Source organism: Marinobacter sp. F3R11 (genome assembly GCF_003318275.1).
Classification (GTDB): Bacteria; Pseudomonadota; Gammaproteobacteria; order Pseudomonadales; family Oleiphilaceae; genus Marinobacter.
In genome coordinates this window covers 787,974-813,277 of sequence record NZ_QOCH01000015.1, presented here as the reverse complement: position 1 = coordinate 813,277, position 25,304 = coordinate 787,974, and the positions used below count along the sequence as shown (strand labels likewise).

Below are 25,304 nucleotides of genomic sequence, written 5' to 3'. Positions count from 1 at the left end.
AGTAGTCATGAGCACCGACGAAAACCGCAACAATGAGCAGGTAGATGAGTTGAACGCGGCCGCCGAGGCGGCAGCTGACAACGCCCAGGCGAATGAACAGGAGGTTGAGCAGGGTGAGGCATCTGAGGTAGAGGCCCTGAAGGATCAGGTTAAGGAATTCCAGGAGCAGGTGTTGCGCTCTCAGGCCGAGATGCAGAATGTGCGCCGCCGGGCAGAGATGGATGTGGAGAAGGCGCACAAGTTTGCACTGGAAAAATTTGTCAAAGAGCTGCTTCCGGTAGCTGACAGCCTGGAAAAGGCGGTTGAAAGTACGGAAGGACAGGAAAATTCCGGTGATTTGGTGGCGTCTATTCGTCAGGGTGTCGAGATGACTCTCAGTCTGCTTGAATCGAGCCTGAAAAAATTCAATGTCGAGCCGCTCAACCCTGTTGGAGAGCCGTTTGATCCTCAGTTGCATGAGGCCATGTCTCTCGTTTCGGCACCGGATGCAGAGCCGAACAGTGTGGTGGCTGTGGTTCAAAAAGGGTACCTGTTGAATGGGCGTGTGGTTCGTCCGGCAATGGTGGTGGTGGCCAAGGCTCAGGATGCACCAAAAATCGATGAGCAGGCTTGAAAAAGCAGTTAAAGCGCCAATATATCCATTAAACGGCAGAAGCCGGAACTAACTTTTCCGGGCAACTATTTAGTACAGCATTCAGAAGAACTGGAGCGATTCAATGAGCAAAATTATCGGTATTGACCTTGGAACAACCAACTCGTGTGTGGCCATCATGGATGGTGACAAGGTCCGGGTTATTGAAAACGCCGAGGGTGACCGTACGACCCCATCCATTATCGCTTACACCGATGATGGTGAAATCCTGGTTGGTCAATCGGCCAAGCGTCAGGCGGTTACCAATCCGGATAACACTATTTACGCTATCAAACGTCTGATCGGTCGTCGCTTTACAGACGAAGTTGTCCAGAAAGACATCAAGATGGTTCCCTACAAGATCGCGGGAGCGGATAACGGTGATGCCTGGGTAGAGATCAAAGGCCAGAAGATGGCGCCACCTCAGGTGTCTGCAGAAATTCTGAAAAAGATGAAGAAGACTGCGGAAGACTATCTTGGCGAGAAAGTTACTGAAGCGGTTATCACTGTACCGGCCTACTTCAACGACAGTCAGCGTCAGGCGACCAAAGATGCAGGCAAAATTGCCGGGCTGGAAGTAAAACGTATTATCAACGAGCCTACCGCTGCTGCTCTGGCCTATGGTCTGGACAAGAAAAGCGGAGACCGTACTGTAGCGGTTTACGATCTGGGTGGCGGTACCTTCGATCTGTCCATTATCGAAATTGCAGATGTTGACGGTGAACATCAGTTTGAAGTGCTGGCAACCAATGGTGACACCTTCCTGGGTGGCGAAGATTTCGATATGAAAATTATCGAGTACCTGGCTGACCAGTTCAAGAAAGACAGTGGTATTGATCTGCGTGGAGACTCTCTGGCCATGCAGCGTCTGAAAGAAGCTGGTGAGAAGGCCAAGATCGAGCTGTCCAGCAGTCAGCAGACCGATGTAAACCTGCCGTACATTACTGCAGATGCCAGCGGTCCTAAACACATGAACATCAAGCTGACCCGCGCCAAGCTTGAGTCGCTTGTGGAAGAACTGGTTCAGCGCAGCCTGGAGCCTTGTAAGGTCGCTCTCAAAGATGCAGGCATGAAAGCCAGTGAAATAGACGAGGTTATCCTTGTTGGTGGCCAGACACGTATGCCGCTGGTTCAGGAAAAAGTTAAAGAGTTCTTTGGCAAAGAAGCCCGGAAAGACGTTAACCCGGATGAAGCTGTTGCCATGGGTGCTGCGATTCAGGCGGCCGTACTTTCAGGGGATGTGAAAGACGTTCTGCTGCTGGACGTGACTCCGTTGACCCTGGGTATTGAAACCATGGGTGGCGTAGCTACTCCGCTGATCGACAAGAACACCACGATTCCGACCAAGAAGTCTCAAACCTTCTCGACAGCGGATGACAACCAGACTGCTGTAACCATTCACGTGGTTCAGGGTGAGCGCAAACAGGCGGCGCAGAACAAGTCGCTGGGTCGTTTCGACTTGGCAGATATCCCGCCTGCACCCCGTGGCGTACCGCAGATCGAGGTAACTTTCGATATCGATGCTAACGGTATTCTGAACGTGTCTGCAAAAGACAAGGCTACCGGCAAAGAGCAGTCCATTGTCATCAAGGCCTCTTCTGGTCTGAATGATGAAGAAATCGAGAAAATGGTTCGCGACGCAGAGGCGAATGCCGACGAGGATCGCAAGTTCGAAGAGCTGGTTCAGGCCCGCAACCAGGGCGATGCCATGGTTCATGCTGTGCGCAAGACTCTGACAGATGCAGGTGATAAAGTCAGCGACAGCGAAAAAGAGTCGATTGAAGCGTCTATCAAGGAGCTGGAAGAGGCATTGACTGGCTCTGACAAGGCTGACATCGAGGCGAAGACCCAGAAACTGACTGAGGTTTCCGGTGAACTGGCCCAGAAGATGTATGCGGATCAGGATGGTCAGGCCCAGCAGGCTGGTGGCCAGGAAGATGCGCAGTCTAATGCTGCTGATGACGCGGTTGATGCCGAGTTTGAAGAAGTTAAAGACGACGAGAAGAAGTAATTCCGGCGTACATCTGGGTAGTTGGAAAACGCGGAGTTGCTCCGCGTTTTCCTCGTTTAAAAAACAGGGTTTTAAAGCATGGCCAAGCGTGACTATTACGACATTCTCGGAATCTCTCGGAGTGCGGATGAGAAAGAAATCAAGCGGGCGTATCGAAAGCTCGCGATGAAGTTCCATCCTGACCGGAACCCGGAAGACAAAGACGCCGAGAACAAGTTCAAAGAAGCCAGCGAAGCCTATGAAATATTGGCTGACCAATCCAAGCGGGCGGCCTACGATCAATTTGGCCATGCGGGTGTAGATGGCCAGGCCGGTGGTGGCTTCGGGGGCGGTGGTAACTTCTCCGACATCTTCGGCGATGTGTTCGGCGATATATTTGGTGGCGGCGGCGGAGGTCGCAGCCGTAGTACTCGCGGCTCGGATCTGCGGTATACCCTGGAACTGGATCTTGAAGAGGCTGTAAAAGGCAAGACGGTCAAAATCACCATTCCCGGACACAGGGAGTGTGATGAATGTGGTGGCAGCGGGGCTGAGAAAGGGTCCCGCCCTGAGACCTGCGGTACCTGTAAGGGTATGGGGCAGGTGCGGATGCAGCAGGGCTTCTTTACTGTTCAGCAGGCCTGTCCTACATGTCGGGGCTCTGGCCAGATAATCAAAAATCCATGCAAGGCCTGTCATGGGCAGGGCAGGGTGCAGGAGGAGAAAACACTCTCCGTGAAGGTGCCGCCGGGTGTTGACACCGGTGACCGTATCCGGCTCTCCGGTGAAGGTGAAATGGGTACAGATGGTGGTCCTTCAGGCGATCTGTATGTGCAGATGTCGGTACGGGAGCATTCGATATTCACTCGTGATGGCCGCAATCTCTATTGCGAGGTGCCAATCAGTATTGTGGATGCGGCACTGGGGGGCGAGTTGGAAGTGCCTACGCTGGATGGACGCGTGAAGCTCCGGATTCCTCCCGAAACCCAAACCGGAAAACTCTTCCGGTTGCGTAACAAGGGTGTAAGCCCGGTTCGTGGGGGCCCTTCCGGTGATCTGCTCTGTCGCGTGATAGTAGAAACTCCGGTCAAGCTGACCAAGCGGCAGAAAGAGTTGCTCAATGAGTTTCAGGCTACGCTTGATGGCAGCGGTGGTACGAATCACGCTCCGAAGAAGACCTCTTGGTTTGAGGGTGTTAAGAGCTTTTTTGACGAAATGAAATTCTGAACAGCTTCATATAGGAAATGACCATGAGGGTAGCAATCATCGGCGCCGCCGGGCGCATGGGGAAGGTGCTGATTGAGGCGGTTGATGGTACTGAGGGGCTTACGCTCGGTGCTGCAATTGTCCAGCCGGGCAGTAGTCTCATAGGGGCCGATGCAGGCGAAATGAGCAGCATCGGGAAAACCGGTGTAAAGATGGCGGGTGCCCTGGCTGATGTAAAGGATGACTTCGATGTGCTTATCGATTTCACCTTTCCTGATCTGACTCTGGAAAATGCAGAGTTTTGCAAGACTCACGGCAAAATGCTCGTCGTCGGCACCACGGGTATGTCCGATGCCGAGAAGGAGCAGTTGGCTCTGGCGGCAGAGTCTACCCAGGTGGTATTTGCTCCCAATATGAGCGTGGGGGTAAATGTTGTGCTCAATCTCTTGCGTACTGCAGCGGCAACTCTGGGTGATGACTACGATGTAGAAATCATCGAAGCTCATCATCGCCACAAAAAAGATGCTCCCTCAGGCACGGCTTTGCGTATGGGTGAAGTTGTTGCTGATGCGCTTGGTCGTGATCTTAAAGAGTGCGCTGTCTATGGTCGTGAGGGTTTTGCCGGGGAGCGTACCCGCAAGGAAATCGGATTTGAAACCATCCGTGCCGGCGATGTAGTGGGTGATCATACTGTACTCTTCGCCACAGAGGGCGAGCGCATTGAAATTACCCATAAGGCCAGCAGTCGCATGACATTCGCCAAGGGCGCAATGCGTGCGGCGCTTTGGCTGAAAGATAAACCTGCCGGCTTGTATGATATGCAGGATGTCCTGGCACTAAAATAGTGCTTGCATGGCGATTTTACATGGACATAAAACCGCATATTTCCTATAATAAGGCGGTTTAACTGCACCAAGCGTAGGCTTTTAAAAGCTCGGGGACAAAAACCGTTCCCGGATAACAAAAAGCGGGACGGAGTTTTTACTCCCTCTCGCTTTTTTGCGACCTGAATTTGCGCTTGCGTTCCTGTTCGTGACGAACCGATACGCCACTCGATGAGGATACAAGCCTTGAGAACACCCGCAATCCTTGCACTCGCAGACGGAAGCCTGTTTTACGGCACTGCTATTGGCGCTGACGGCGAAACCAGTGGTGAAGTGGTGTTCAACACCGCCATGACCGGCTATCAGGAAATACTGACCGATCCGTCATACGCTCGCCAGCTCGTTACCCTGACATACCCACACATCGGCAATACCGGTGTGAATGACGAAGATGTGGAATCGGATCGCATACAGGCGGCCGGTCTGATTATTCGTGATCTCCCTCTGGTGGCCAGTAACTGGCGTAGTGGCGGGTCGCTGGACGACTATCTGCGAAGCAGTAATGTGATTGGAATTGCCGATATTGATACACGGCGCCTTACGCGCATCCTTCGTGACAAAGGCTCGCAGAACGGCGCTATTGTGGCCGGCGCCAATGCCTCTGCTGAGCGCGCGCTGGAGCTGGCCAAGGCGTTCCCCGGCCTTAAGGGCATGGACCTCGCAAAAGAGGTTACCTGTGACAAAACCTATAAGTGGACCCAGGGTGAGTGGTCGCTCGGCTCAGGCTACGCTGAGGGTGGCGAAACGAAGTTCAGGGTTGTGGCCTGGGATTACGGCGTCAAGTTCAACATCCTGCGCATGCTCGCATCCCGTGGTTGCGATATTACTGTAGTGCCCGCGCAAACGCCGGCTTCAGAGGTTCTGGCAATGAATCCTGATGGCATATTCCTGTCCAACGGCCCCGGCGATCCTGAGCCCTGCGACTATGCAATCAAGGCGATCCAGGAAGTGCTTGAAACCGAGGTTCCCGTGTTTGGTATCTGTCTGGGGCATCAGTTGCTTGCTCTGGCCAGCGGGGCGAAAAGTATGAAGATGGGCCACGGTCATCATGGCGCCAACCACCCGGTTCAGCGGCTTGATAAGGGTACGGTCATGATTACCAGCCAGAACCACGGTTTTGCTGTGGATGAGGCATCCTTGCCCGCGGTGCTGGAGGTTACCCACAAATCGCTGTTCGATGGCACTTTGCAGGGTATTCGCCGTACCGACAAGCCGGCGTTCAGCTTTCAGGGACACCCTGAAGCGAGCCCGGGGCCGGGTGATGTGGCTCACTTGTTTGATGAGTTTATCCGTTTGATGGAAGCCGCCAGGGCGTAATGCCTGCATACGGACAGAAACGGCTTCCCGGACACGCGCCGCATTTTTGCGCTGCAAGAATTTAAACGTTGCTGACAGGTTTACCAAGACATGCCAAAACGGACCGACATTAAAAGCATCCTGATTCTGGGCGCAGGCCCGATTGTGATAGGGCAGGCGTGCGAATTTGACTACTCCGGCGCTCAGGCCTGTAAAGCCCTGCGTGAAGAAGGTTATCGGGTAATCCTCGTTAACTCGAATCCGGCCACAATTATGACCGACCCGGTGATGGCGGATGCCACTTACATCGAGCCGATTACCTGGCAGACAGTTGCCAAGATCATTGAAAAAGAAAAGCCGGATGCACTGCTGCCCACCATGGGTGGTCAGACTGCCCTTAACTGCGCACTTGATCTTGAAAAACACGGTGTGCTGGCGGAGCACGGCGTAGAAATGATTGGTGCCAATGCAGATACTATTGATAAGGCCGAAGACAGAAGCCGCTTTGACGCTGCAATGAAGGCTATTGGCCTTGAGTGCCCTCGCGCATCGATTGCCCATTCCATGGCTGAAGCCTGGGAAGTCGCTGATGATATTGGTTTCCCGTGCATTATCCGTCCGTCATTCACCATGGGCGGGTCCGGTGGTGGTATTGCCTATAACCGCGATGAATTTGAAGAAATTTGTACGCGCGGTCTTGATCTCTCGCCAACCAACGAGCTGCTCATTGACGAATCTCTGATCGGCTGGAAAGAGTATGAGATGGAGGTGGTCCGCGACAAGGCGGATAATTGCATCATTGTCTGTGCTATTGAAAATTTCGATGCCATGGGCGTGCATACCGGGGACTCTATCACCGTCGCTCCGGCGCAGACTCTGACCGATAAGGAATACCAGATCATGCGCGACGCCTCTCTGGCGGTGCTGCGTGAGATTGGCGTGGAAACCGGCGGTTCCAACGTGCAGTTTGGTATCAATCCCGATACCGGGCGGATGGTTGTTATCGAAATGAACCCCCGGGTTTCGCGTTCATCAGCTCTGGCCTCCAAGGCTACCGGTTTCCCGATCGCCAAGGTGGCCGCCAAACTGGCTGTGGGCTACACCCTTGATGAGCTGCGAAACGAAATAACCGGCGGTGTAACACCGGCGTCTTTCGAGCCGAGTATCGATTATGTTGTCACCAAGATTCCCAGGTTCACCTTCGAGAAATTTCCTCAGGCTGATGCCCGTCTGACGACTCAGATGAAATCTGTGGGTGAAGTCATGGCCATTGGCCGCACCTTCCAGGAATCGCTCCAGAAGGCCCTTCGGGGTCTGGAAGTCGGGTCTGACGGTTTTGACGAGAAGCTTGAAGAATTTTCCTCTGAAAGTTCCCGGGAAACGCTCACCCGTGAGCTCAGTGTTCCCGGAGCAGATCGTATCTGGTACATCGGTGACGCTTTCCGCGCCGGGCTGAGTCTTGATGATGTATTCGAGTACACCCGGGTAGATCCTTGGTACCTGGTGCAAATAGAAGATCTTATTAAGGAAGAGCAGGCGCTGAAAACCGCCGGCATGGCCGGCCTTGATCATGCCACCTTGTTCCGTCTGAAGCGCAAGGGCTTCTCCGATGCCCGCCTGGCCAAGCTTCTGGGTGTTGCCGAAGCGAGCCTGCGACAGGTGCGGCACGATCTAGATATCCGCCCTGTTTACAAGCGGGTAGATACCTGTGCTGCGGAGTTTGCTTCCGATACTGCCTATATGTACTCCACCTATGAGGAGGAGTGTGAGGCGGATGCGACCGATCGTGAGAAGATTGTGGTAATTGGCGGCGGCCCCAACAGAATAGGCCAGGGTATCGAGTTTGATTACTGTTGCGTGCACGCAGCACTCGCCATGCGTGAAGATGGTTATGAAACCATCATGATCAATTGCAACCCGGAGACAGTATCGACCGACTACGATACCTCTGACAGGTTGTACTTTGAGCCGATCACGCTTGAAGATGTGCTGGAAATTATCAATGTCGAGAAGCCCAAAGGGGTGATTGTTCAGTACGGCGGTCAGACACCGTTGAAACTGGCCCGGGGTCTCGAAGCGGCTGGCGTACCAATTATTGGTACCAGCCCGGATGCGATCGACCGTGCGGAAGATCGTGAACGGTTCCAGCAGATGATTACTCGTCTGGGGCTCAAACAGCCGGAAAATGCCACTGTACGCAGCCATGAAGAGGGTGTTCTGGCGGCCCGCGAGATTGGTTATCCTCTTGTTGTGCGCCCGTCGTATGTTTTGGGCGGCAGGGCTATGGAAATTGTTTTCGGAGAAGAAGAGCTGGTCCGCTACATGCGTAGCGCTGTGCTGGTTTCCAATGATAGCCCGGTACTGCTCGACCACTTCCTGAATGCTGCCATCGAGGTGGATATTGATGCCATCTGTGATGGTAAAGATGTGGTTATCGGCGGCATCATGCAGCACATTGAGCAAGCAGGTATTCATTCCGGTGACTCTGCATGCTCGCTGCCACCATATACTCTCCCGTCCGAGGTTCAGGACGCCATGCGAGAGGCCGTAAAGAAAATGGCCATCGAGCTGGAGGTTGTGGGGCTGATGAATGTGCAGCTGGCCTGGCAGGATAATGAAATTTACGTAATTGAGGTTAACCCGCGGGCCTCGCGAACAGTGCCCTTTGTGTCCAAGGCTATCGGAGTTTCTCTGGCCAAGGTGGCTGCACGGGTCATGGCGGGGACGTCTCTTGCTGAGCAGGGCTTTACCAAAGAAGTGGTGCCCGGCTACTACGCGGTAAAAGAATCTGTATTCCCGTTCAACAAATTTCCGCTGGTTGATCCGATCCTCGGCCCGGAAATGAAGTCCACGGGTGAGGTCATGGGCCTTGGTGACAGCTTCGATGAGGCTTTTGCCAAGGCTTCACTGGCTATTGGAGAGCGCCTGCCTTCCGGTGGTATTGTGTTTATGTCGGTTCGTGATGTAGACAAAACCGGAGCCGTTCAGGTTGCCAGGGATCTGGTTGACGCAGGTTTCCGGCTCGTTGCTACTACAGGTACTGCGAAAGCCCTCCGTGACGCGGGTATTGATGTGGAGCGTGTGAACAAGGTGGGCGAGGGCCGGCCACACATCGTGGATGCTATCAAGAATGGACAGGTTCAGCTGATTATCAATACAACTGAAGGCCGCAAGGCAGTGTCTGATTCGGCGCAGATTCGCCAGTCGGCTCTGCAGACCAAGGTAGCCTACACAACAACACTGGCGGGCGGCGAAGCCTTCTGTAGGGCTATTAAGTTTGGCCCGGAGCGTACAGTACGCCGCCTGCAAGATCTTCACGCAGGAAAGTAACGTTATGAGCGAAAGAGTACCTATGACAAAAGCGGGCGAGTCCCGCCTCCGTACGGAGCTTCAAAAGCTTAAATCCGAGGATCGCCCCCGGGTAATCGCTGCTATTTCAGATGCGCGGGAGCATGGTGACCTCAAAGAAAATGCGGAGTATCACGCGGCCCGGGAGCAGCAGAGCTTTATTGAGGGTCGCATTCAGGAAATTGAAGGTAAGCTTTCTGCGGCTCAGGTGATTGATGTCACCACAATGGAAAATACCGGTCGTGTTATCTTCGGAACGACTGTTCACCTGATGAACATGGATACAGATGAGCAGGTGATTTATCAGATCGTGGGTGAAGACGAAGCCGACATCAAGGAAGGCAAACTCTCCATCTCGTCGCCTATCGCTCGAGCCCTGGTTGGCAAGAATGAGGGTGATGTCGTCGCTATTCGCGTGCCTTCGGGTACAGTGGAGTACGAGATCGAACAGGTGGAATACATCTGATTTGCACTGGGTTGCCACTTCCAGGGTAAATGAAACAAAAAAACCGACTGTGTTTTGCACAGTCGGTTTTTTTATGTCCGGGCCTGTCAGTGTTTATGGCGTAACAGGTTGGATAATTTCGGGTTAGGCTTCTTGGCCCTGCGCATAATCACCGCAATCTTGCCGATGGTCTGTACGATTTCGGCGCCACTGGATTCGCAAAGGGCATTTATTGCTTCCTGGCGGGTTTCGCGATCCTGGCTCGCCACTTTGATTTTGATAAGTTCGTGGTCGTTCAGGGCGCGCTCCAGCTCTTCCTGGAGATTTTCGGTCAGGCCTTTGTCGCCCACAATAATGACGGGCTTCAGGTTGTGGGCAATGGCCCGGTATTCCCGGCGCTGTTCCGGTGAAAGGCTCATGATGTAATCTCTTTATCGGTGCTATTAACAAAAGGTCAGCGGTATATTCGCTGGCAACGTCGTATAATTGCCGGATTGTAGCAGACAACCTTGCATACAGATCACCTTGCAGACGTTGTAATTTCCGAGATGGTGCCCACATATAAAGAACATGGGGATTATTCCGGCGTTCAGAAGCGTCTTAAGATTGATCCGCCGCTGCGTTTTTCTGTGGCCGTTACGGGTAGGCCGTTTCTGGTGGATAGACGTACATTTGGTGTAAGGTGTCGGTAAAGAGTCGCTTCTTCGCAGACACGCTCTTCAATTCACAGGTGATGATCCTTGAACGATATGGCAAAAAATCTGGTTCTCTGGCTGATAATAGCCGCCGTACTGCTGATGGTGTTTCAGAATTTCTCTCCCACTACCAGCGGGCAGCAAGTCAATTATTCCCAATTCGTTGAAATGGTGCAGCAGGGCCAGGTCAACAAAGTCACTATTGATGGTCTGGAAATTCAGGGTACCCGGGGCGATGGTTCCCAGTTTCAGACAATCCGTCCTCAGGTGGCGGACAACAAACTGATGGATGACCTTCTCGCGAACAAGGTAGAAGTGATCGGTAAGGAGCCCGAGCGCCAGAGTCTGTGGACTCAGTTGCTGGTGGCAGCATTCCCTATACTGATTATTATTGCCCTGTTTGTGTTCTTCATGCGCCAGATGCAGGGCGGTGGTGGTGGCAAAGGCCCCATGTCGTTCGGCAAGAGTAAAGCGCGCCTGATGAGCGAAGATCAGATCAAAACCACCTTTGCCGATGTGGCTGGTGTCGATGAAGCCAAAGAAGACGTCAAGGAGCTGGTGGACTTCCTGCGGGATCCCAGCAAGTTTCAGCGCCTTGGTGGCAGTATTCCCAAGGGCGTCCTGATGGTGGGGCAGCCGGGTACTGGTAAAACCCTGCTGGCCAAGGCTATTGCCGGTGAGGCCAAGGTTCCGTTCTTCTCGATTTCCGGTTCTGACTTCGTGGAAATGTTTGTAGGTGTTGGTGCATCCCGCGTGCGGGACATGTTCGAACAAGCCAAGAAGCAAAGCCCCTGCATTATTTTCATTGATGAAATCGATGCGGTTGGTCGTCATCGTGGCGCTGGTATGGGCGGTGGTCATGATGAACGTGAGCAGACCCTGAACCAGCTGCTGGTTGAAATGGACGGCTTTGAAGGCAATGAAGGTGTGATTGTCATCGCTGCCACGAACCGTCCGGATGTTCTTGATCCGGCGCTGCTGCGTCCGGGACGTTTTGACCGTCAGGTCGTTGTTGGCCTGCCTGATATTATCGGTCGTGAGCAGATCCTCAAGGTGCACATGAAGAAGGTGCCCCTGGATGAGAACGTTGAACCTGCGCTGATTGCCCGTGGCACGCCAGGCTTCTCGGGTGCTGATCTCGCCAACCTGGTTAACGAAGCAGCTCTTTTTGCCGCGCGTCGCAATATGCGTCTGGTTTCAATGGAAGAGTTTGAGCTGGCGAAAGATAAAATCATGATGGGCGCTGAGCGCAAGTCCATGGTGATGAGTGAGAAGGAAAAGCTCAATACGGCTTACCACGAGTCTGGCCACGCGATTGTTGGCCGGCTGATGCCAGAGCATGATCCGGTCTACAAAGTGAGCATTATTCCCCGCGGCCGGGCTTTGGGTGTGACAATGTTCCTGCCCGAAGAAGACAGGTACAGCCATAGCAAACGCTTCCTTATCAGTTCTATCTGCAGTCTGTTCGGCGGTCGTATCGCCGAGGAGCTGACCCTTGGTTTTGATGGCGTTACTACCGGCGCCTCGAATGATATTGAACGCGCCACCAGCCTGGCCCGTAACATGGTCACCCGTTGGGGATTGTCCGAGAAGCTCGGGCCGCTGCAGTACGATACCGATAGTGAAGAGCCTTTCCTCGGCCGCTCCGCTGGTCAGGCCCACACTGTTTATTCGCCCGAAACGGCGCAGCGTATTGATGAAGAGGTTCGTAATATCATCGATACCTGTTATGAGAAGGCCAAGCAGATTCTGGTCGATAACCGGGATAAGCTGGAGATCATGACGCAGGCGCTGATGAAGTATGAAACCATCGATCGTCACCAGATTGATGATATTATGGAAGGTCGGGTACCGCGTCCTCCGAAAGGTTGGGATGACAGGGATTCTGCCGGGGGAGCGAAGACAGACGCTCCGGAGCGGGCGTCCGGTACCACGCCTTCTGGCGACAACCATCAGCCCGATGTTGGCCGTCCTGCGGGAGAGCACTGAGGCGTAGGGTTTTTGCTGATCTGAAGTGACTTGCGCCGCCCTGTTTATGGGCGGCGTTTGTTTTTGCCAGGCGCGGTTTCCCGGATTTCTGCGTGTCTGCCCAGGAAGATCTTTTATGGAAATGAATTTTGCCGGGCGAGTGCTGGATATGTCTCGCTGTCATGTAATGGGTGTTCTCAATGTGACGCCCGATTCGTTCTCTGACGGGGGCCGGTTCAACCGCCTGGATGCTGCGCTTCTGAAAGCGCGCCAGATGGCCCGCGACGGCGCAGCGTTTGTTGATGTGGGCGGAGAGTCTACCCGGCCCGGGGCGGCCAGGGTGTCGGTTCAGGAGGAGCTGGACAGGGTTTGCCCGGTGGTAGAGGCTATCTCCCGGGAGTTGGACGTGATTGTCTCTGTAGATACCAGCACGCCCGAGGTGATGTCTCAGGCGGTCGGCCTTGGTGCGGGGCTGATTAACGACGTGCGGGCTCTTCAGCGAGACGGCGCAGCTTCAGCTGCTGCAAATGCTGGTGTCCCTGTGTGCCTGATGCACATCAAGGGTGAGCCGGATACCATGCAGAATCGGCCGGTATACGAGAACGTATTGCGTGAGGTGGGTGAGTTTCTGACCTTGCGGATTCGTGCCGCTGAGAAAGCGGGTGTCAGCCCAAAGAGCATAATTCTGGACCCGGGTTTCGGGTTTGGGAAAAATCTTGATCATAATCTGCGGCTTTTGGCGTCATTGGAGCAGTTGCACGTTCTTGGCCATCCCCTGCTGGTAGGTATGTCGAGAAAATCCATGCTCGGCCAGATAACCGGCCGGGAAGTTGATGAGAGGTTGCCGGCGAGTATTGCGGCCGCGACCATATCGGCCATGAAAGGTGCGAGTATTGTTCGTGTGCACGATGTCAGGGAAACCGTAGACGCCGTCAGAGTTTCGATGGCTGTAAAGGAGGTAGTTTGATGGCCGGAAGAAAATATTTTGGAACAGATGGTATACGCGGCAGGGTAGGTGAGCACCCGATTACTCCGGAATTCATGTTGCATCTGGGATGGGCTGCAGGGCAGGCCTTCAAGAAAGATGGCCAGCGGAACAGTGTGTTGATTGGCAAGGATACCCGGTTGTCGGGTTATATGTTTGAGTCTGCCCTGGAGGCGGGGTTGTCGGCCGCTGGCGTAGATGTAAAGCTCCTCGGCCCGATGCCGACGCCCGCTATTGCCTATCTTACCCGCACCTTTCGAGCATCTGCCGGTATCGTTATCAGTGCTTCCCATAACCCGCATCACGACAACGGCATAAAATTCTTTTCCGCTGACGGTACCAAGCTCAACGATTCGCTGGAAGCAGAAATAGAGCGCTGGCTGGATAAGCCCGTTGAGGTTTGCGGACCAGGTGAGTTGGGTAAGGCCTCTCGGGTAGAGGACGCTCCCGGGCGCTACGTGGAGTTCTGCAAAAGCACAGTGCCCAATGAATTCACTCTGGACGATATGAATATTGTCCTGGACTGTGCCCATGGCGCGACTTATCACGTTGCACCGAAAGTATTCCGTGAACTTGGTGCCAGGGTATCTGTTATTGGTGCAGACCCCGATGGACTCAATATAAATCTCAATGTTGGCTCGACACACCTTGGCGCGCTGAAGCAGGCAGTGCTGGAGAAAGGTGCCGATCTGGGTATAGCCTTTGATGGCGATGGTGACCGTGTGCTGATGGTTGATAGCGACGGTTCCGAGGTCGACGGTGATGAACTGCTCTATATAATTGCTTCCCAGAGGTTTGCTGAAGACCGCCTTAAAGGCGGTGTGGTGGGCACTCTGATGACTAATCTGGGTGTTGAGCTGGCCCTGAGAGAAATGGGTATCCTGTTCGAGCGGGCCAATGTTGGCGACCGCTACGTTACTGAACGTTTGCTGGCCAATAACTGGGTGCTCGGCGGCGAAGGCTCCGGGCACATGGTTATCCGCGATTGCACCAGTACTGGCGACGGAATTGTCTCTGCTCTTCAGGTGCTGTTATCGATCGGAAAATCTGGTAAAACTCTTGCTGAGCTGCGACAGGGGATGAGCAAACTGCCGCAGACGATGATTAATGTGCGGGTTGCCAGGCGTTTTGATCCATTGAGCCGGGCCGATATCCTTGCAGCTGTACGGCGGGCTGAATCGGAGCTTGGTAGTTCAGGAAGGGTCCTGTTGCGAGCCTCGGGGACAGAGCCGTTGATTCGCGTAATGGCCGAAGGCCAGAGCGCTGATGGTATACGTCGTGTTGCTGAGGAGCTTGCTCAGGTTGTGGAAAAATCAACGCCCTGATTTGTTGGTTTCAGGCGGTTGTCTGTTTTGAGGGAGTGCTGTATAGTGCGGCCTCCCTAACGTTCGGGAACTGATATGCGTCGCAAGATTGTAGCCGGAAACTGGAAGATGAATGGGTCGAAAGACCTCTCGGAAAAACTGGTTGGCTCAATCCGGTCTGAGGCCGGAACTCTTGATAACGGCGTGGAGGTTGTTATTATTCCTCCCGCAATTTATATCGGGGATGTATTAAGGCAGGCTCAGAATGTCTTGTCTGTCGGTGTTCAGAGCGTGGGGCAATGGCAGTCGGGAGCTTATACCGGGGAAATTTCCGCCGGTATGGCCAAAGATGCAGGTTGCGATTACGCGCTTGTTGGTCACTCCGAGCGCAGGCAGCTTTTCGGTGAAACGGACAAGCTGGTTGCTGAAAAAGTATCGCTTGTTGTTTTCAGTGGTTTGACTGCCATAGTATGTGTCGGTGAGACTCTGGAAGAGAGGGAAGCGGGGCAGGCTGAATCAGTGGTTGCTGCTCAGGTACGCGCAGGTCTGGCTTCGGTGCCGGCAGAAAAGTGGCAGAATGTCGTGGTAGCCTATGAGCCTGTCTGGGCAATTGGTACCGGTAAGACGGCCACGTCCGATGATGCCCAGGCTATGCATGCAGCCATTCGGGGAGTGCTGAAAGATATGGGCGCTCCATCGGAAGATATTTCACTGCTTTACGGCGGCAGTGTAAAAGCGGATAATGCGGCGGCGCTTTTTTCAGAGCCTGATATAGATGGCGGTTTGATTGGCGGCGCATCATTGGTCGCACAAGAATTTATGTGTATCTGCCGGTCTTTTCCGGCGGATGCCTAAAGTTAAAGGTTCGCGAGAGTCGATATGGATTGGATCGAAACACTGGTAGTCGTTGTGCACGTGGTGATCGCGGTGGCGCTGGTGGGTCTGGTGCTGATCCAGCAGGGCAAGGGTGCGGATGCAGGTGCGGCCTTCGGTGGCGGCGCGTCCCAGACTGTATTTGGTAGTCAGGGTAGCGGTAGCTTTCTGACCCGCATGACAACCATGCTCGCAATCGTGTTTTTTGTGACAAGTTTTTCGCTGGCAGTATTCGCCAAGCAGCGCGCCGAAGTAGCAGGTGAGGCAGGTATTCCGGTTGTAGAGGAATCCCGGCAGGCTCCTGTTCAGGATGCTGCAGATATGGGTGAAGCTGGCAATAGCGAAACCGGGAGCGGGGAGTCTGACCTCCCCGAGCTTGAGTAAGAGTGTTGCCCAAGTGGTGGAACTGGTAGACACGCTATCTTGAGGGGGTAGTGGCGAAAGCCGTGCCGGTTCGAGTCCGGCCTTGGGCACCAATATAAAAGAAAAACGGCCTGGATTTTCCAGGCCGTTTTTTTGCTCAGTCCTTGACCAGTTCGTCCGGCGTCTCTATACTCCGGCGGATATTGGAGTCAGACATCTTTTGTTGTCGGGCTCCTGGCAGGCCGGGTGTCTGTTAGCAGGAAGCGGTATACCGGTTTGCTTCCTGTGAGTTCTTGCAACAAAAGGCCCCAGTTATCGGGGCTTTTTGATTAAGGGGCCTGGCGCAACGGGCCCTGGTGCGTAAAAAGGGCTGATAAACAGCCCTTTTTTTGTTTTTGGGGCCGGTAAATTTAATAACGGAGACCGCCTAACTTGTCAGGCAAGCTTAAGCAATTGGAAGACATCCTTCGGCCTGTGGTCGAGGGGTTGGGGTACGAGTTCTGGGGCATTGAGTTCCGCTCCAAGGGCTATCAATCCATGCTGCGGGTGTTTATTGACGATGCCGAGAAGGGTATCGGGATTGATGACTGCGAAAAAGTCAGTCGTCAGATCAGCGGTGTTATGGATGTGGAAGACCCTATTCAGACCGAGTACACACTGGAGGTTTCATCTCCTGGTATGGATCGCCCCCTGTTCCGGCCTGAGCAGTATCAGGCGTTTGTAGGGCATCAAGTACAAATTCGTTTGCGCATGGCGTTTGAAGGCCGGCGTAAGTTTCAGGGGCTTATCAAAGGTGTGGAAGGCGATGATGTCATCGTGGTCGTGGATGATCATGAGTATCTGTTGCCTTTTGACAGCATTGAGAAAGGCCATATCGTTCCCGTATTCGAGTGAGCCATTTGAACAACTCAGTAGATGCACAGTTTATTTTCAGGGCAGGGCAATCCAATGAGTAAAGAGATCTTGCTGGTAGTTGAAGCCGTCTCGAACGAAAAAGGTGTCGAGAAGGACGTGATTTTCGAGGCGATCGAGTTGGCACTCGCTACCGCTGCCAAAAAACGTTACGAAGATGAAGATGCGGACGTTCGCGTATCTATTGACCGCCGCACCGGAGAGTACGAAACCTTCCGCCGTTGGCTGGTTGTTGATAACGACGCCGTTCCTGCGCTGGGTACCGAGTTAACGCTTCAGGAAGCGGAGGAAATTGATCCTGCGCTCAAGCCGGGCGACATCTATGAAGAGAAGGCGGAGTCTGTCGCTTTCGGCCGTATTGGTGCTCAGGCAGCCAAGCAGATCATTTTCCAGAAGGTTCGTGAGGCTGAGCGCAGCAAAATCGTCGACAGCTACCGTGACCGCGTTGGAGAACTGGTTTCGGGTACTGTAAAGAAGGTTACCCGTGATAACGTTATTGTTGACCTTGGAGCGAACGCAGAAGCACTTCTGCCCAGAGAGTATCTGATCCCGCGTGAAACATTTCGCATGGGCGACCGGGTTCGCTCGCTGTTGCTCGAAATTCGCACGGATCACCGTGGCCCGCAGTTGATTCTTAGCCGGTCTGCACCGCAGATGCTGGTTGAGCTGTTCCGCATTGAAGTGCCTGAAATTGCAGAAGAGCTTATTGAAATTCGCGGCGCAGCCCGGGATTGTGGCTCACGGGCAAAGATTGCTGTGAAAACCAATGATCGTCGTATTGATCCGGTTGGTGCCTGTGTCGGCATGCGTGGTTCCCGCGTTCAGGCCGTTTCCAATGAGCTGGGCGGTGAGCGAGTGGATATTGTGCTGTGGGATGATAATCCTGCACAGCTGGTTATCAATGCCATGGCCCCGGCAGAAGTTGCCTCCATCGTGATGGATGAAGATCGTCACACCATGGAAGTGGCTGTAGCAGAAGACAATCTGGCACAGGCTATCGGACGCAACGGCCAGAACGTACGCCTGGCAACCGAGCTTACGGGCTGGACATTGAATGTCATGACCGAAGAAGAAGCTGGTGAGCGTCAGGAGCAGGAGTACAAAACTCTGGTTGAGCACTTTACTGCTCACCTGGATGTGGACGAAGAGTTCGCTGGAGTGCTCATTGACGAAGGCTTCACCTCTATTGAGGAAGTTGCCTACGTACCCATGGAAGAAATGTTGGCGATCGAAGGGTTTGACGAAGACACAGTCACTGAACTGCGTCGCCGGGCCAAGGATGTCCTGCTGAATCAGGCCCTGGCCAGTGAAGAAGCCCTCGATGGCTCTGAGCCGGCAGAAGATCTTCTGAATATGGACGGAATGGATCGCACCCTGGCGTTTAAACTCGCTGGAATGGGTGTGCGTACCATGGAAGATCTGGCGGAGCAGTCAGTTGATGACTTGCTTGATATTGAAGGTATGGATGAAGAGCGTGCAGGACAGTTGATTATGACCGCACGCGCCCCCTGGTTTGAAGACCAGGCTTAATTCGGGAGGAGACCAGTATGGCTGAAGTAACGGTAAAACAACTGGCCGAAGATGTAGGCGCTCCCGTGGATCGTTTGCTGAAACAGATCGTGGAAGCTGGCCTGAAAGCCCGCTCAGAAAACGACGCTGTATCCAGTGATGAGAAGCAGCAGTTGCTGGCCTATTTGAGAAAGACCCACGGTGAAGCAGGCGCTGAGCCAAACAAGATTACTCTGAAGCGTAAAACCACAACGACACTCAAGGCTGGCAAAGCCAAGACCGTCAATGTAGAAGTGCGAAAGCGACGCACTTATGTAAAACGCACAGAGCAGGCACCAGAGGCGGAAGTAGAAGCTCCGGAAGAAGTGCAGGAAACACAGGCGGTCGAGCAGCCTCAGGCTGAGCCTGCTGTTGTGGCTACCGAAGCTGCGGAGGCGCCTCAGGCAGCTGCTGAAGCAAATGAGGCAGAAGTGGCGAAAGCCGAAGAGTCTGTCGCTGAGGCCGAAGATAAAGCGCCTGCGGGTGAGGCTGAGCCTGAAAAGGCACCTGAGCCGGTTCCTGCTCCGGAAGATATGCCTATCCCACCGCCAGAAACTGACGGTAAGGATCGCAAGCCGAAGAAGAAGAAAGAAAAAGTTCGTGAGCGTGGTGAAGAAACCGACGATGGCAAGCCCAAGAAGAAACAGGCTGGTCATCGTGGCCCGCGCGGTCGTACAGCAGATGAGCCGCTGGTGATCTCTGAAGATGATGAAGACACCACCTTGCGTAAGCCGCTGCGTGCGAAAAAGAAACCCAAAGAGAAGCGTCATGGCTTCGAGAGGCCGACCAAACCAATGGTCAGAGAAGTAGAAGTTCCAGAAATTATTACCGTTGGCGATCTTGCCCAGCGGATGGCCGTCAAATCCGGTGATGTCATCAAGACCTTGATGGGCATGGGCGTGATGGCAACTATCAACCAGGCGCTGGACCAGGCAACATCGACTCTGGTCGTTGAAGAGCTGGGGCACAAAGCCAAACCCATCAGCGATGATGCCTTTGAAGAAGACGTACTCAGCGAGTTCAGTGTTGAGGGCAAGGTAAAAGCCAAGCGCGCACCTGTTGTGAGTGTCATGGGGCATGTTGACCACGGTAAGACATCACTGCTGGACTACATCCGCCGCACCAAGGTTGCCTCTGGGGAGTCCGGTGGTATTACCCAGCATATCGGTGCTTACCATGTAGAAACTGATCACGGCATGATCTCGTTCCTGGATACACCTGGCCACGCAGCTTTCACTGCGATGCGCGCTCGTGGAGCCCAGTGCACAGACATCGTTATCCTGGTCGTAGCATCTGACGATGGCGTTATGCCACAAACCAAAGAAGCGGTTGAACATGCCCGCTCGGCCGGTGTTCCCATCGTTGTCGCTATTACCAAAATGGACAAAGAACAGGCCGACCCCGACCGTGTGAAGAACGAGTTGGCAGCAATTGAGGTTATTCCGGAAGATTGGGGTGGCGATGTTCAGTTTGTTCCTATCTCTGCTCACACAGGTGAGGGCGTCGACAACCTGCTGGAAGCTGTATTGCTGCAGGCAGAGATACTTGAATTGCAGGCTTCGCCTGACGCTCCGGCGCAGGGTGTTGTAGTTGAATCCAGCCTTGAACGTGGCCGTGGTTCTGTTGCCACAGTGCTTGTTCAGAATGGTACCTTGCGCCAGGGAGATATGGTTGTTGCAGGCTCTTACTTCGGTAAGGTTCGTGCGATGACGGATGAGGCTGGCAAGCAGGTTAAAGAAGCTGGCCCCTCTATTCCTGTCGAGGTTCTTGGCCTGAATGGTACGCCAAATGCGGGCGATGAGTTCTTTGCCGTAGCCGACGAGCGCAAGGCCAAAGAGCTGGCAGAGTTCCGCCATATTCGTGAGCGCGAGCAGCGTTTGCAGCGCCAGCAGGCAGCCAAACTGGAAAACCTGTTCGAGAATATGGGCAAGGACGAGGTGAAAACCCTCAACATTGTTCTTAAAACAGACGTTCGCGGCTCCCTGGAAGCGATTACCAAGTCGCTGATGGATCTTGGTAACGACGAAGTTCAGGTGAAGATTGTTTCCTCTGGCGTTGGTGGTATTGCTGAGACAGATGTAAGCCTTGCCATGGCGACCGGTGCTGTTATTTTCGGTTTCAATGTGCGTGCAGATACTGCCTCCAAGCGCCTTGTGGAGCAGGAAGGCCTGGATCTGCGTTACTACAGCATCATCTACAACCTTCTGGACGATGTGAAAGCAGCCTTGACCGGCATGCTGGCACCGGAATTCCGCGAAGACATTGTTGGCATCGCTGACGTCCGTGACGTGTTCCGTTCGCCCAAGTTTGGCCAGGTTGCTGGCTGCATGGTGGTCGAAGGCAACGTATACCGGAATAAACCGATTCGCGTACTGCGCGATAACGTGGTGATCTTCGAGGGCGAGCTGGAATCCCTGCGTCGCTTCAAAGATGACGTTCCTGAAGTCCGCAACGGTATGGAATGTGGTATCGGTGTTAAAGGCTATGACGTGAAGGTCGGTGACCAGATCGAAGTCTTCGACCGTGTCAGAGTCGAGCGTAAACTCGAATCTACGGGGGCCTGATGCCTAGAGAGTTCAGTCGTATTGATCGCATTGGCGATCAGATGCAGCGTGAGCTTGCTCAGCTTATTCAGCGCGAGATCAAGGATCCGCGCCTGGGCATGGTGACAGTCAATGCAGTCAAGGTCAGTCGTGATCTTGGCTACGCTGATATCTATGTCTCTTTGCTGAGTACTGAAGAGCTCACTGCCGAGTCTGCCGAAGTGAAGGATTCAATTTCGGTGCTGAACAAGGCGGCAGGGTTTCTTCGTGGTCAGGTTGGAAGAGCCATGAAGCTGCGAGTTATACCCCAGCTGCGGTTCCACTTTGATGCCTTGCAGGGTTACAGTCGCAGAATGGACAATCTGATCCGTGAAGCAGTCGGTGACAAGCCGGCTGTGAAGGCAGCAGATGACAGCCAGAGTGATCCGGAGTCGAACGCTTGAGTCGCAGACGTAAGGGCCGTGAGGTTAATGGCATTCTTGTCATCGACAAGCCGTTGGGCATTACCTCTAACGGTATTTTGCAAGAGGTAAAACGTCTGTATGGAGCTGCGAAGGCAGGCCATACAGGTGCCCTTGATCCGCTGGCAACGGGAGTGTTGCCCCTGTGTTTCGGTGAGGCCACAAAGTTCTCGCAGATGATGCTGGACAGCGATAAAGCCTACATTGCGACAGCTCGTCTCGGTGAACGTACCGAAACCGGTGATAGTGAAGGCTCTGTTGTTGCAACAAGGCCTGTCCCTGAAGGCCTCTCGCCAGAAGTGCTCGAACCTGTGCTCGAGAAATTCCGCGGTAATATCCAGCAAGTTCCCTCCATGTACTCAGCGCTCAAGCACAACGGCCGCCCGCTATACGAATATGCCCGTGAAGGCATCGAGATAGAGCGTCCGGCACGCCCGGTAACCATTTACGAACTGCGGCTCCTGGATGTTCGTGAAAACGAATTGGATATCGCAGTGAAGTGCACCAAAGGTACGTATATTCGCTCACTCGTCGAAGACATCGGCGAGGCGCTCGGTTGCGGTGCTCATGTCATCGCCCTGAGGCGTACCCTGGCAGCAGGGTTTACTCTCTCGGATGTCCATGCGGTGCCTGATCTTGAGGCTATGCGTGATCGTGGAGAAAGTCTGGATGGCCTTTTGGTTGCGCCTGATGCTGCTCTTTCGATGTTCCCCGAGCACCGCTTGTCGGGCCAGCCTTTGGTGTCGATATTGAACGGACAACCGGTTAGAATACCGGGCCTGGCTTATGAAGGTTTCGTACGCATTTATGGTAACGAAGGTTTTGTAGGACTCGCAGAAGCAATGCCGGAAGGCGAGGAAACCAGATTGGTGCCTCGCCGGCTGGTAAGTGACAGTGGCAAACGTTAGGTAAGCCATTGTATAGCCGGGCTGTAGAGATGCGCGGTTCGGCCGGATTTAACAGCATCGCAAACATGAGGTGAGTTATGGCACTTTCTGCCAGTGAAAAAGCACAAATCGTTAAAGACTATCAGCAAGCTGATGGCGACACCGGCTCCCCAGAAGTGCAGGTTGCACTGCTGAGCGCCAACATCAACAAGCTGCAGGATCATTTCAAGATCAACAAGCAGGATCATCACTCCCGCCGTGGTCTGATCCGGATGGTAAACCAGCGTCGTAAACTGCTGGACTACCTCCGTCGGAAAAATGCCGATCGTTACCTGGAGCTGATCAAGCGCCTGGGACTGCGTCGCTAAATCCGGTCTTATACGACCTGAAGGCTGCCGCGGGTATTTTCCCGGTAGCAGCCACCAGCCGGCGGGTTCCTCAAGGGGCCTGCCGGTTGTGTTTTTTATCACCGCATTGATTATTCCGTGAACCTGGGATTTTCTGTCGGACTGGAAAGCCGAAATTGATAGCAGGTTGTTGAAAGCCCGGGCGGTACGCAGCTGTAGCGTACCAGTTGCCTGGCCGGGGTTTTGCAACAGCCTGTTAGCTTTCAGACAGGGGTCTTTCAGAGTCACACTTCAATCATTCTGAACAGATAACGCAGGAGTTCGTTGTGGATCTGCAACCGCGTAAAAAATCATTTGAGATGGGTGGCGAAACCGTCACTCTGGAAACGGGTCGTATTGCCCGTCAGGCGTCAGGTTCCGTTCTGGTCACCATCGGTGATATCTCGGTTCTGGGTACCGTTGTTGGTGCCAAGGAAGCCAAACCGGGTCAGCCGTTTTTCCCGCTGACTGTTAACTATTTTGAAAAAACCTATGCTGTGGGCAAAATCCCGGGCGGTTTCTTCAAGCGTGAAGGTCGTCCTTCAGAGAAAGAAACCCTGACATCCCGTCTGATCGACCGTCCGATTCGGCCGCTGTTCCCAAGCGGCTACATGAACGAGACTCAGGTTATCTGTACGGTCATGTCATCCAGCAAGCAACAGGATCCGGATATCGCTGCCATGCTGGCCGCTTCTGCCGCTCTGGCAATCTCGGGCATTCCTTTTGACGGCCCTATTGGTGCCTGTCGTGTTGGTTATACCAATGAGAAAGGTTACTTTGTAAACCCGAGCTTTGAAGAGCTGAAGACGTCCCTGCTGGATATGGTTGTTGCTGGTACTGATGAAGCAGTTCTGATGGTTGAGTCTGAAGCCAAAGGCCTGACTGAAGACCAGATGCTGGGCGGCGTGCTGTTCGCGCATCAGGAAATGCAGTCAGCGGTTACAGCGATCAAGGAATTTGCTGCAGAAAATGGCAAGCCACGCAGAGAATGGCTGCCACCTGTGGAAAACACTGAACTGCTTGAGGCGATCAAGTCCGGATTTTCCGGTGCAATTGAAGAAGCCTATGGCATCCGCGACAAAATGGCTCGCTACGACCGTCTTGCTGAACTCAAGGCTGATGCTGTAGAGAAACTGGCCGGCGAAGAAGAAGGCCAGCCTTCCGCTGAGGATGTTAAAAAGTACTTCGCGAAAATCGAGAAGTTAGTTGTTCGTCAGCAGGTTATCGATGGCAAGCCACGTATCGATGGTCGCGACAACAAAACGGTTCGTCCGATCGAAATCGAAGTTGGTATTCTGCCAAGCGTTCACGGTTCAGCTCTGTTTACCCGTGGCGAAACTCAGGCGATCGTTACTACGACTCTGGGCACTTCCCGGGATATACAGACAATTGATGCCCTGGAAGGAGAGCGCAAGGATCCGTTCCTGTTCCATTACAACTTCCCTCCGTACTCTGTAGGTGAAGCTGGCCGTGTTGGTACTCCTGGCCGCCGTGAGGTTGGTCACGGTCGTCTGGCGAAGCGCGGTGTTATGGCGGTTATGCCGACTCTGGAAGAGTTCCCCTATGCCATTCGTGCAGTGTCCGAGATAACTGAATCCAACGGCTCCAGCTCTATGGCTTCGGTCTGTGGTTCAAGTCTGGCCCTGATGGATGCAGGTGTTCCTCTGAAAGCTCCTGTAGCCGGTATTGCCATGGGTCTGGTTAAGGAAGGCGACAAGTTTGCCATCCTGACCGACATTCTGGGTGATGAAGATCACCTGGGCGACATGGACTTCAAGGTAGCCGGTACCAAAGACGGTGTTACTGCCCTGCAGATGGATATCAAGATCCAGGGAATCACTGACGAGATCATGGAACTTGCTCTGGAGCAGGCTTACGAAGCGCGTCAGCACATTCTGGGTGAGATGAACAAGGTGATCTCTGAGTCGCGCACCGAGCTTTCAGCGCGCGCGCCGAGCATCACCGCCATCAAGATCAATCCTGAGAAAATCCGTGACGTTATCGGTAAAGGCGGCTCCATGATCCGTTCTATCTGTGACGAAACCGGTGCTTCCATTGATCTGGATGACGACGGTAACGTGAAGATCTACGCAGATAACCAGGAAGCGGCCCAGGCGGCAGTTAACCGGGTTAAGGAAATCACTGCCGAGATCGAGGTAGGTGCTATCTACAAAGGTCGCGTAGAGCGCATTGTGGACTTTGGTGCTTTTGTTAACATTCTGCCTGGCAAGGATGGTCTGGTTCACATTTCCCAGATCTCCGATCGCCGGATCGAGAACGTGACTGACGAGCTGAGCGAAGGTCAGGAAGTTCTGGTCAAGGTACTGGATGTGGACAATCGTGGCCGTGTGAAGCTTTCCATGAAGGAAGTGAAAGAAGGCGAGCAGCCGACTGACTTTTCTGACTGATAGCTAGCAGCTACAAAAAACCCGCCTTTCCTCTGGATTGGCGGGTTTTTTGTTTTCTGGCTTTTAGCTTTGAAGGGGCAGGTATTGGGCCGGGCTTTTCAAAACACGCTGTGAATACTTCCCTGTACGCTTGGCTCCGCCATCCATGGCTCCGCACAGTTTTGAAAAGCC

At 53.7% G+C, this 25,304-nt stretch carries 20 protein-coding genes and 1 tRNA gene; 20 read left to right on the top strand and 1 reads right to left on the bottom strand.

Annotation, left to right across the window (positions count from 1 at the left end; translation table 11 throughout):
• Positions 1–7: 7 nt before the first annotated feature.
• The 7 genes from grpE to greA all read left to right on the top strand — a co-directional run bounded on the left by grpE (position 8) and on the right by greA (position 9,821).
• Positions 8–613 (top strand): nucleotide exchange factor GrpE, encoded by a 606-nt coding sequence (grpE, locus tag DS878_RS12155; protein ID WP_113816201.1) that lies wholly within the window; start codon positions 8–10, stop codon positions 611–613.
• A gap of 103 nt (positions 614–716) precedes the next feature.
• Positions 717–2,642 carry a molecular chaperone DnaK gene (dnaK, locus tag DS878_RS12150; protein ID WP_113816200.1) on the top strand — a complete coding sequence of 642 codons (1,926 nt, stop codon included), beginning with the start codon at positions 717–719 and terminating at the stop codon, positions 2,640–2,642.
• A 78-nt stretch (positions 2,643–2,720) separates the two neighbouring features.
• Complete coding sequence (dnaJ, locus tag DS878_RS12145; protein WP_113816199.1) at positions 2,721–3,848, top strand: molecular chaperone DnaJ; 1,128 nt, start codon at positions 2,721–2,723, stop codon at positions 3,846–3,848.
• 23 nt (positions 3,849–3,871) lie between these two features.
• Positions 3,872–4,672: a 4-hydroxy-tetrahydrodipicolinate reductase gene (gene dapB, locus DS878_RS12140; RefSeq protein WP_113816198.1), complete on the top strand. Its 801-nt coding sequence runs from the start codon at positions 3,872–3,874 to the stop codon at positions 4,670–4,672.
• Between the two features lie 225 nt (positions 4,673–4,897).
• Complete coding sequence (gene carA / locus DS878_RS12135; protein WP_113816197.1) at positions 4,898–6,028, top strand: glutamine-hydrolyzing carbamoyl-phosphate synthase small subunit; 1,131 nt, start codon at positions 4,898–4,900, stop codon at positions 6,026–6,028.
• Between the two features lie 90 nt (positions 6,029–6,118).
• Positions 6,119–9,337, top strand: coding sequence for a carbamoyl-phosphate synthase large subunit (carB, locus tag DS878_RS12130; RefSeq protein WP_113816196.1), 3,219 nt, complete (start codon positions 6,119–6,121; stop codon positions 9,335–9,337).
• A gap of 4 nt (positions 9,338–9,341) precedes the next feature.
• Positions 9,342–9,821, top strand: coding sequence for a transcription elongation factor GreA (gene greA / locus DS878_RS12125; protein WP_113816195.1), 480 nt, complete (start codon positions 9,342–9,344; stop codon positions 9,819–9,821).
• An 86-nt stretch (positions 9,822–9,907) separates the two neighbouring features.
• On the opposite strand, the gene yhbY is transcribed toward greA, so the two are convergent.
• The gene (yhbY, locus tag DS878_RS12120; protein WP_113816194.1) at positions 9,908–10,219 is read right to left on the bottom strand and encodes a ribosome assembly RNA-binding protein YhbY; all 312 of its coding nucleotides are present in this window, start codon (positions 10,217–10,219) and stop codon (positions 9,908–9,910) included.
• 330 nt (positions 10,220–10,549) lie between these two features.
• Here yhbY and ftsH point away from each other — a divergent pair, with 330 nt between their 5' ends.
• The 13 genes from ftsH (at position 10,550) to pnp (ending at position 25,133) form a co-directional block, all read left to right on the top strand.
• The gene (ftsH, locus tag DS878_RS12115; protein ID WP_113816692.1) at positions 10,550–12,484 is read left to right on the top strand and encodes an ATP-dependent zinc metalloprotease FtsH; all 1,935 of its coding nucleotides are present in this window, start codon (positions 10,550–10,552) and stop codon (positions 12,482–12,484) included.
• 115 nt (positions 12,485–12,599) lie between these two features.
• Complete coding sequence (gene folP, locus DS878_RS12110) at positions 12,600–13,430, top strand: dihydropteroate synthase (protein WP_113816193.1); 831 nt, start codon at positions 12,600–12,602, stop codon at positions 13,428–13,430.
• Entirely contained in the window at positions 13,430–14,773 is a 1,344-nt protein-coding gene (glmM, locus tag DS878_RS12105; RefSeq protein ID WP_113816192.1) for a phosphoglucosamine mutase, read from the top strand. Before folP ends, glmM begins: the two co-directional genes overlap by 1 nt.
• Positions 14,774–14,848: 75 nt before the next feature.
• On the top strand, positions 14,849–15,607 hold the full coding sequence (tpiA, locus tag DS878_RS12100; protein ID WP_113816191.1) for a triose-phosphate isomerase: 759 nt from the start codon (positions 14,849–14,851) through the stop codon (positions 15,605–15,607).
• 24 nt (positions 15,608–15,631) lie between these two features.
• Positions 15,632–16,009, top strand: coding sequence for a preprotein translocase subunit SecG (gene secG, locus DS878_RS12095; RefSeq protein ID WP_113816190.1), 378 nt, complete (start codon positions 15,632–15,634; stop codon positions 16,007–16,009).
• 7 nt (positions 16,010–16,016) lie between these two features.
• A tRNA-Leu gene (locus DS878_RS12090) sits at positions 16,017–16,101 on the top strand.
• A 319-nt stretch (positions 16,102–16,420) separates the two neighbouring features.
• Positions 16,421–16,882, top strand: a complete 462-nt coding sequence (gene rimP, locus DS878_RS12085; RefSeq protein ID WP_113816189.1) for a ribosome maturation factor RimP — start codon at positions 16,421–16,423, stop codon at positions 16,880–16,882.
• A 54-nt stretch (positions 16,883–16,936) separates the two neighbouring features.
• Positions 16,937–18,430 (top strand): transcription termination factor NusA, encoded by a 1,494-nt coding sequence (nusA, locus tag DS878_RS12080; protein ID WP_113816188.1) that lies wholly within the window; start codon positions 16,937–16,939, stop codon positions 18,428–18,430.
• A 17-nt stretch (positions 18,431–18,447) separates the two neighbouring features.
• A complete protein-coding gene (gene infB, locus DS878_RS12075) occupies positions 18,448–21,012 on the top strand; it encodes a translation initiation factor IF-2 (protein WP_113816187.1) in 2,565 nt (854 codons plus the stop codon).
• Entirely contained in the window at positions 21,012–21,434 is a 423-nt protein-coding gene (gene rbfA, locus DS878_RS12070) for a 30S ribosome-binding factor RbfA (RefSeq protein WP_113816186.1), read from the top strand. Before infB ends, rbfA begins: the two co-directional genes overlap by 1 nt.
• Positions 21,431–22,360 (top strand): tRNA pseudouridine(55) synthase TruB, encoded by a 930-nt coding sequence (truB, locus tag DS878_RS12065; protein ID WP_113816185.1) that lies wholly within the window; start codon positions 21,431–21,433, stop codon positions 22,358–22,360. The genes rbfA and truB overlap by 4 nt, the downstream gene beginning before the upstream one ends.
• 77 nt (positions 22,361–22,437) lie before the next feature.
• Positions 22,438–22,707, top strand: a complete 270-nt coding sequence (rpsO, locus tag DS878_RS12060) for a 30S ribosomal protein S15 (RefSeq protein WP_113816184.1) — start codon at positions 22,438–22,440, stop codon at positions 22,705–22,707.
• 311 nt (positions 22,708–23,018) lie between these two features.
• Positions 23,019–25,133, top strand: a complete 2,115-nt coding sequence (gene pnp / locus DS878_RS12055; protein ID WP_261977887.1) for a polyribonucleotide nucleotidyltransferase — start codon at positions 23,019–23,021, stop codon at positions 25,131–25,133.
• The last annotated feature ends 171 nt before the right edge of the window (positions 25,134–25,304 follow it).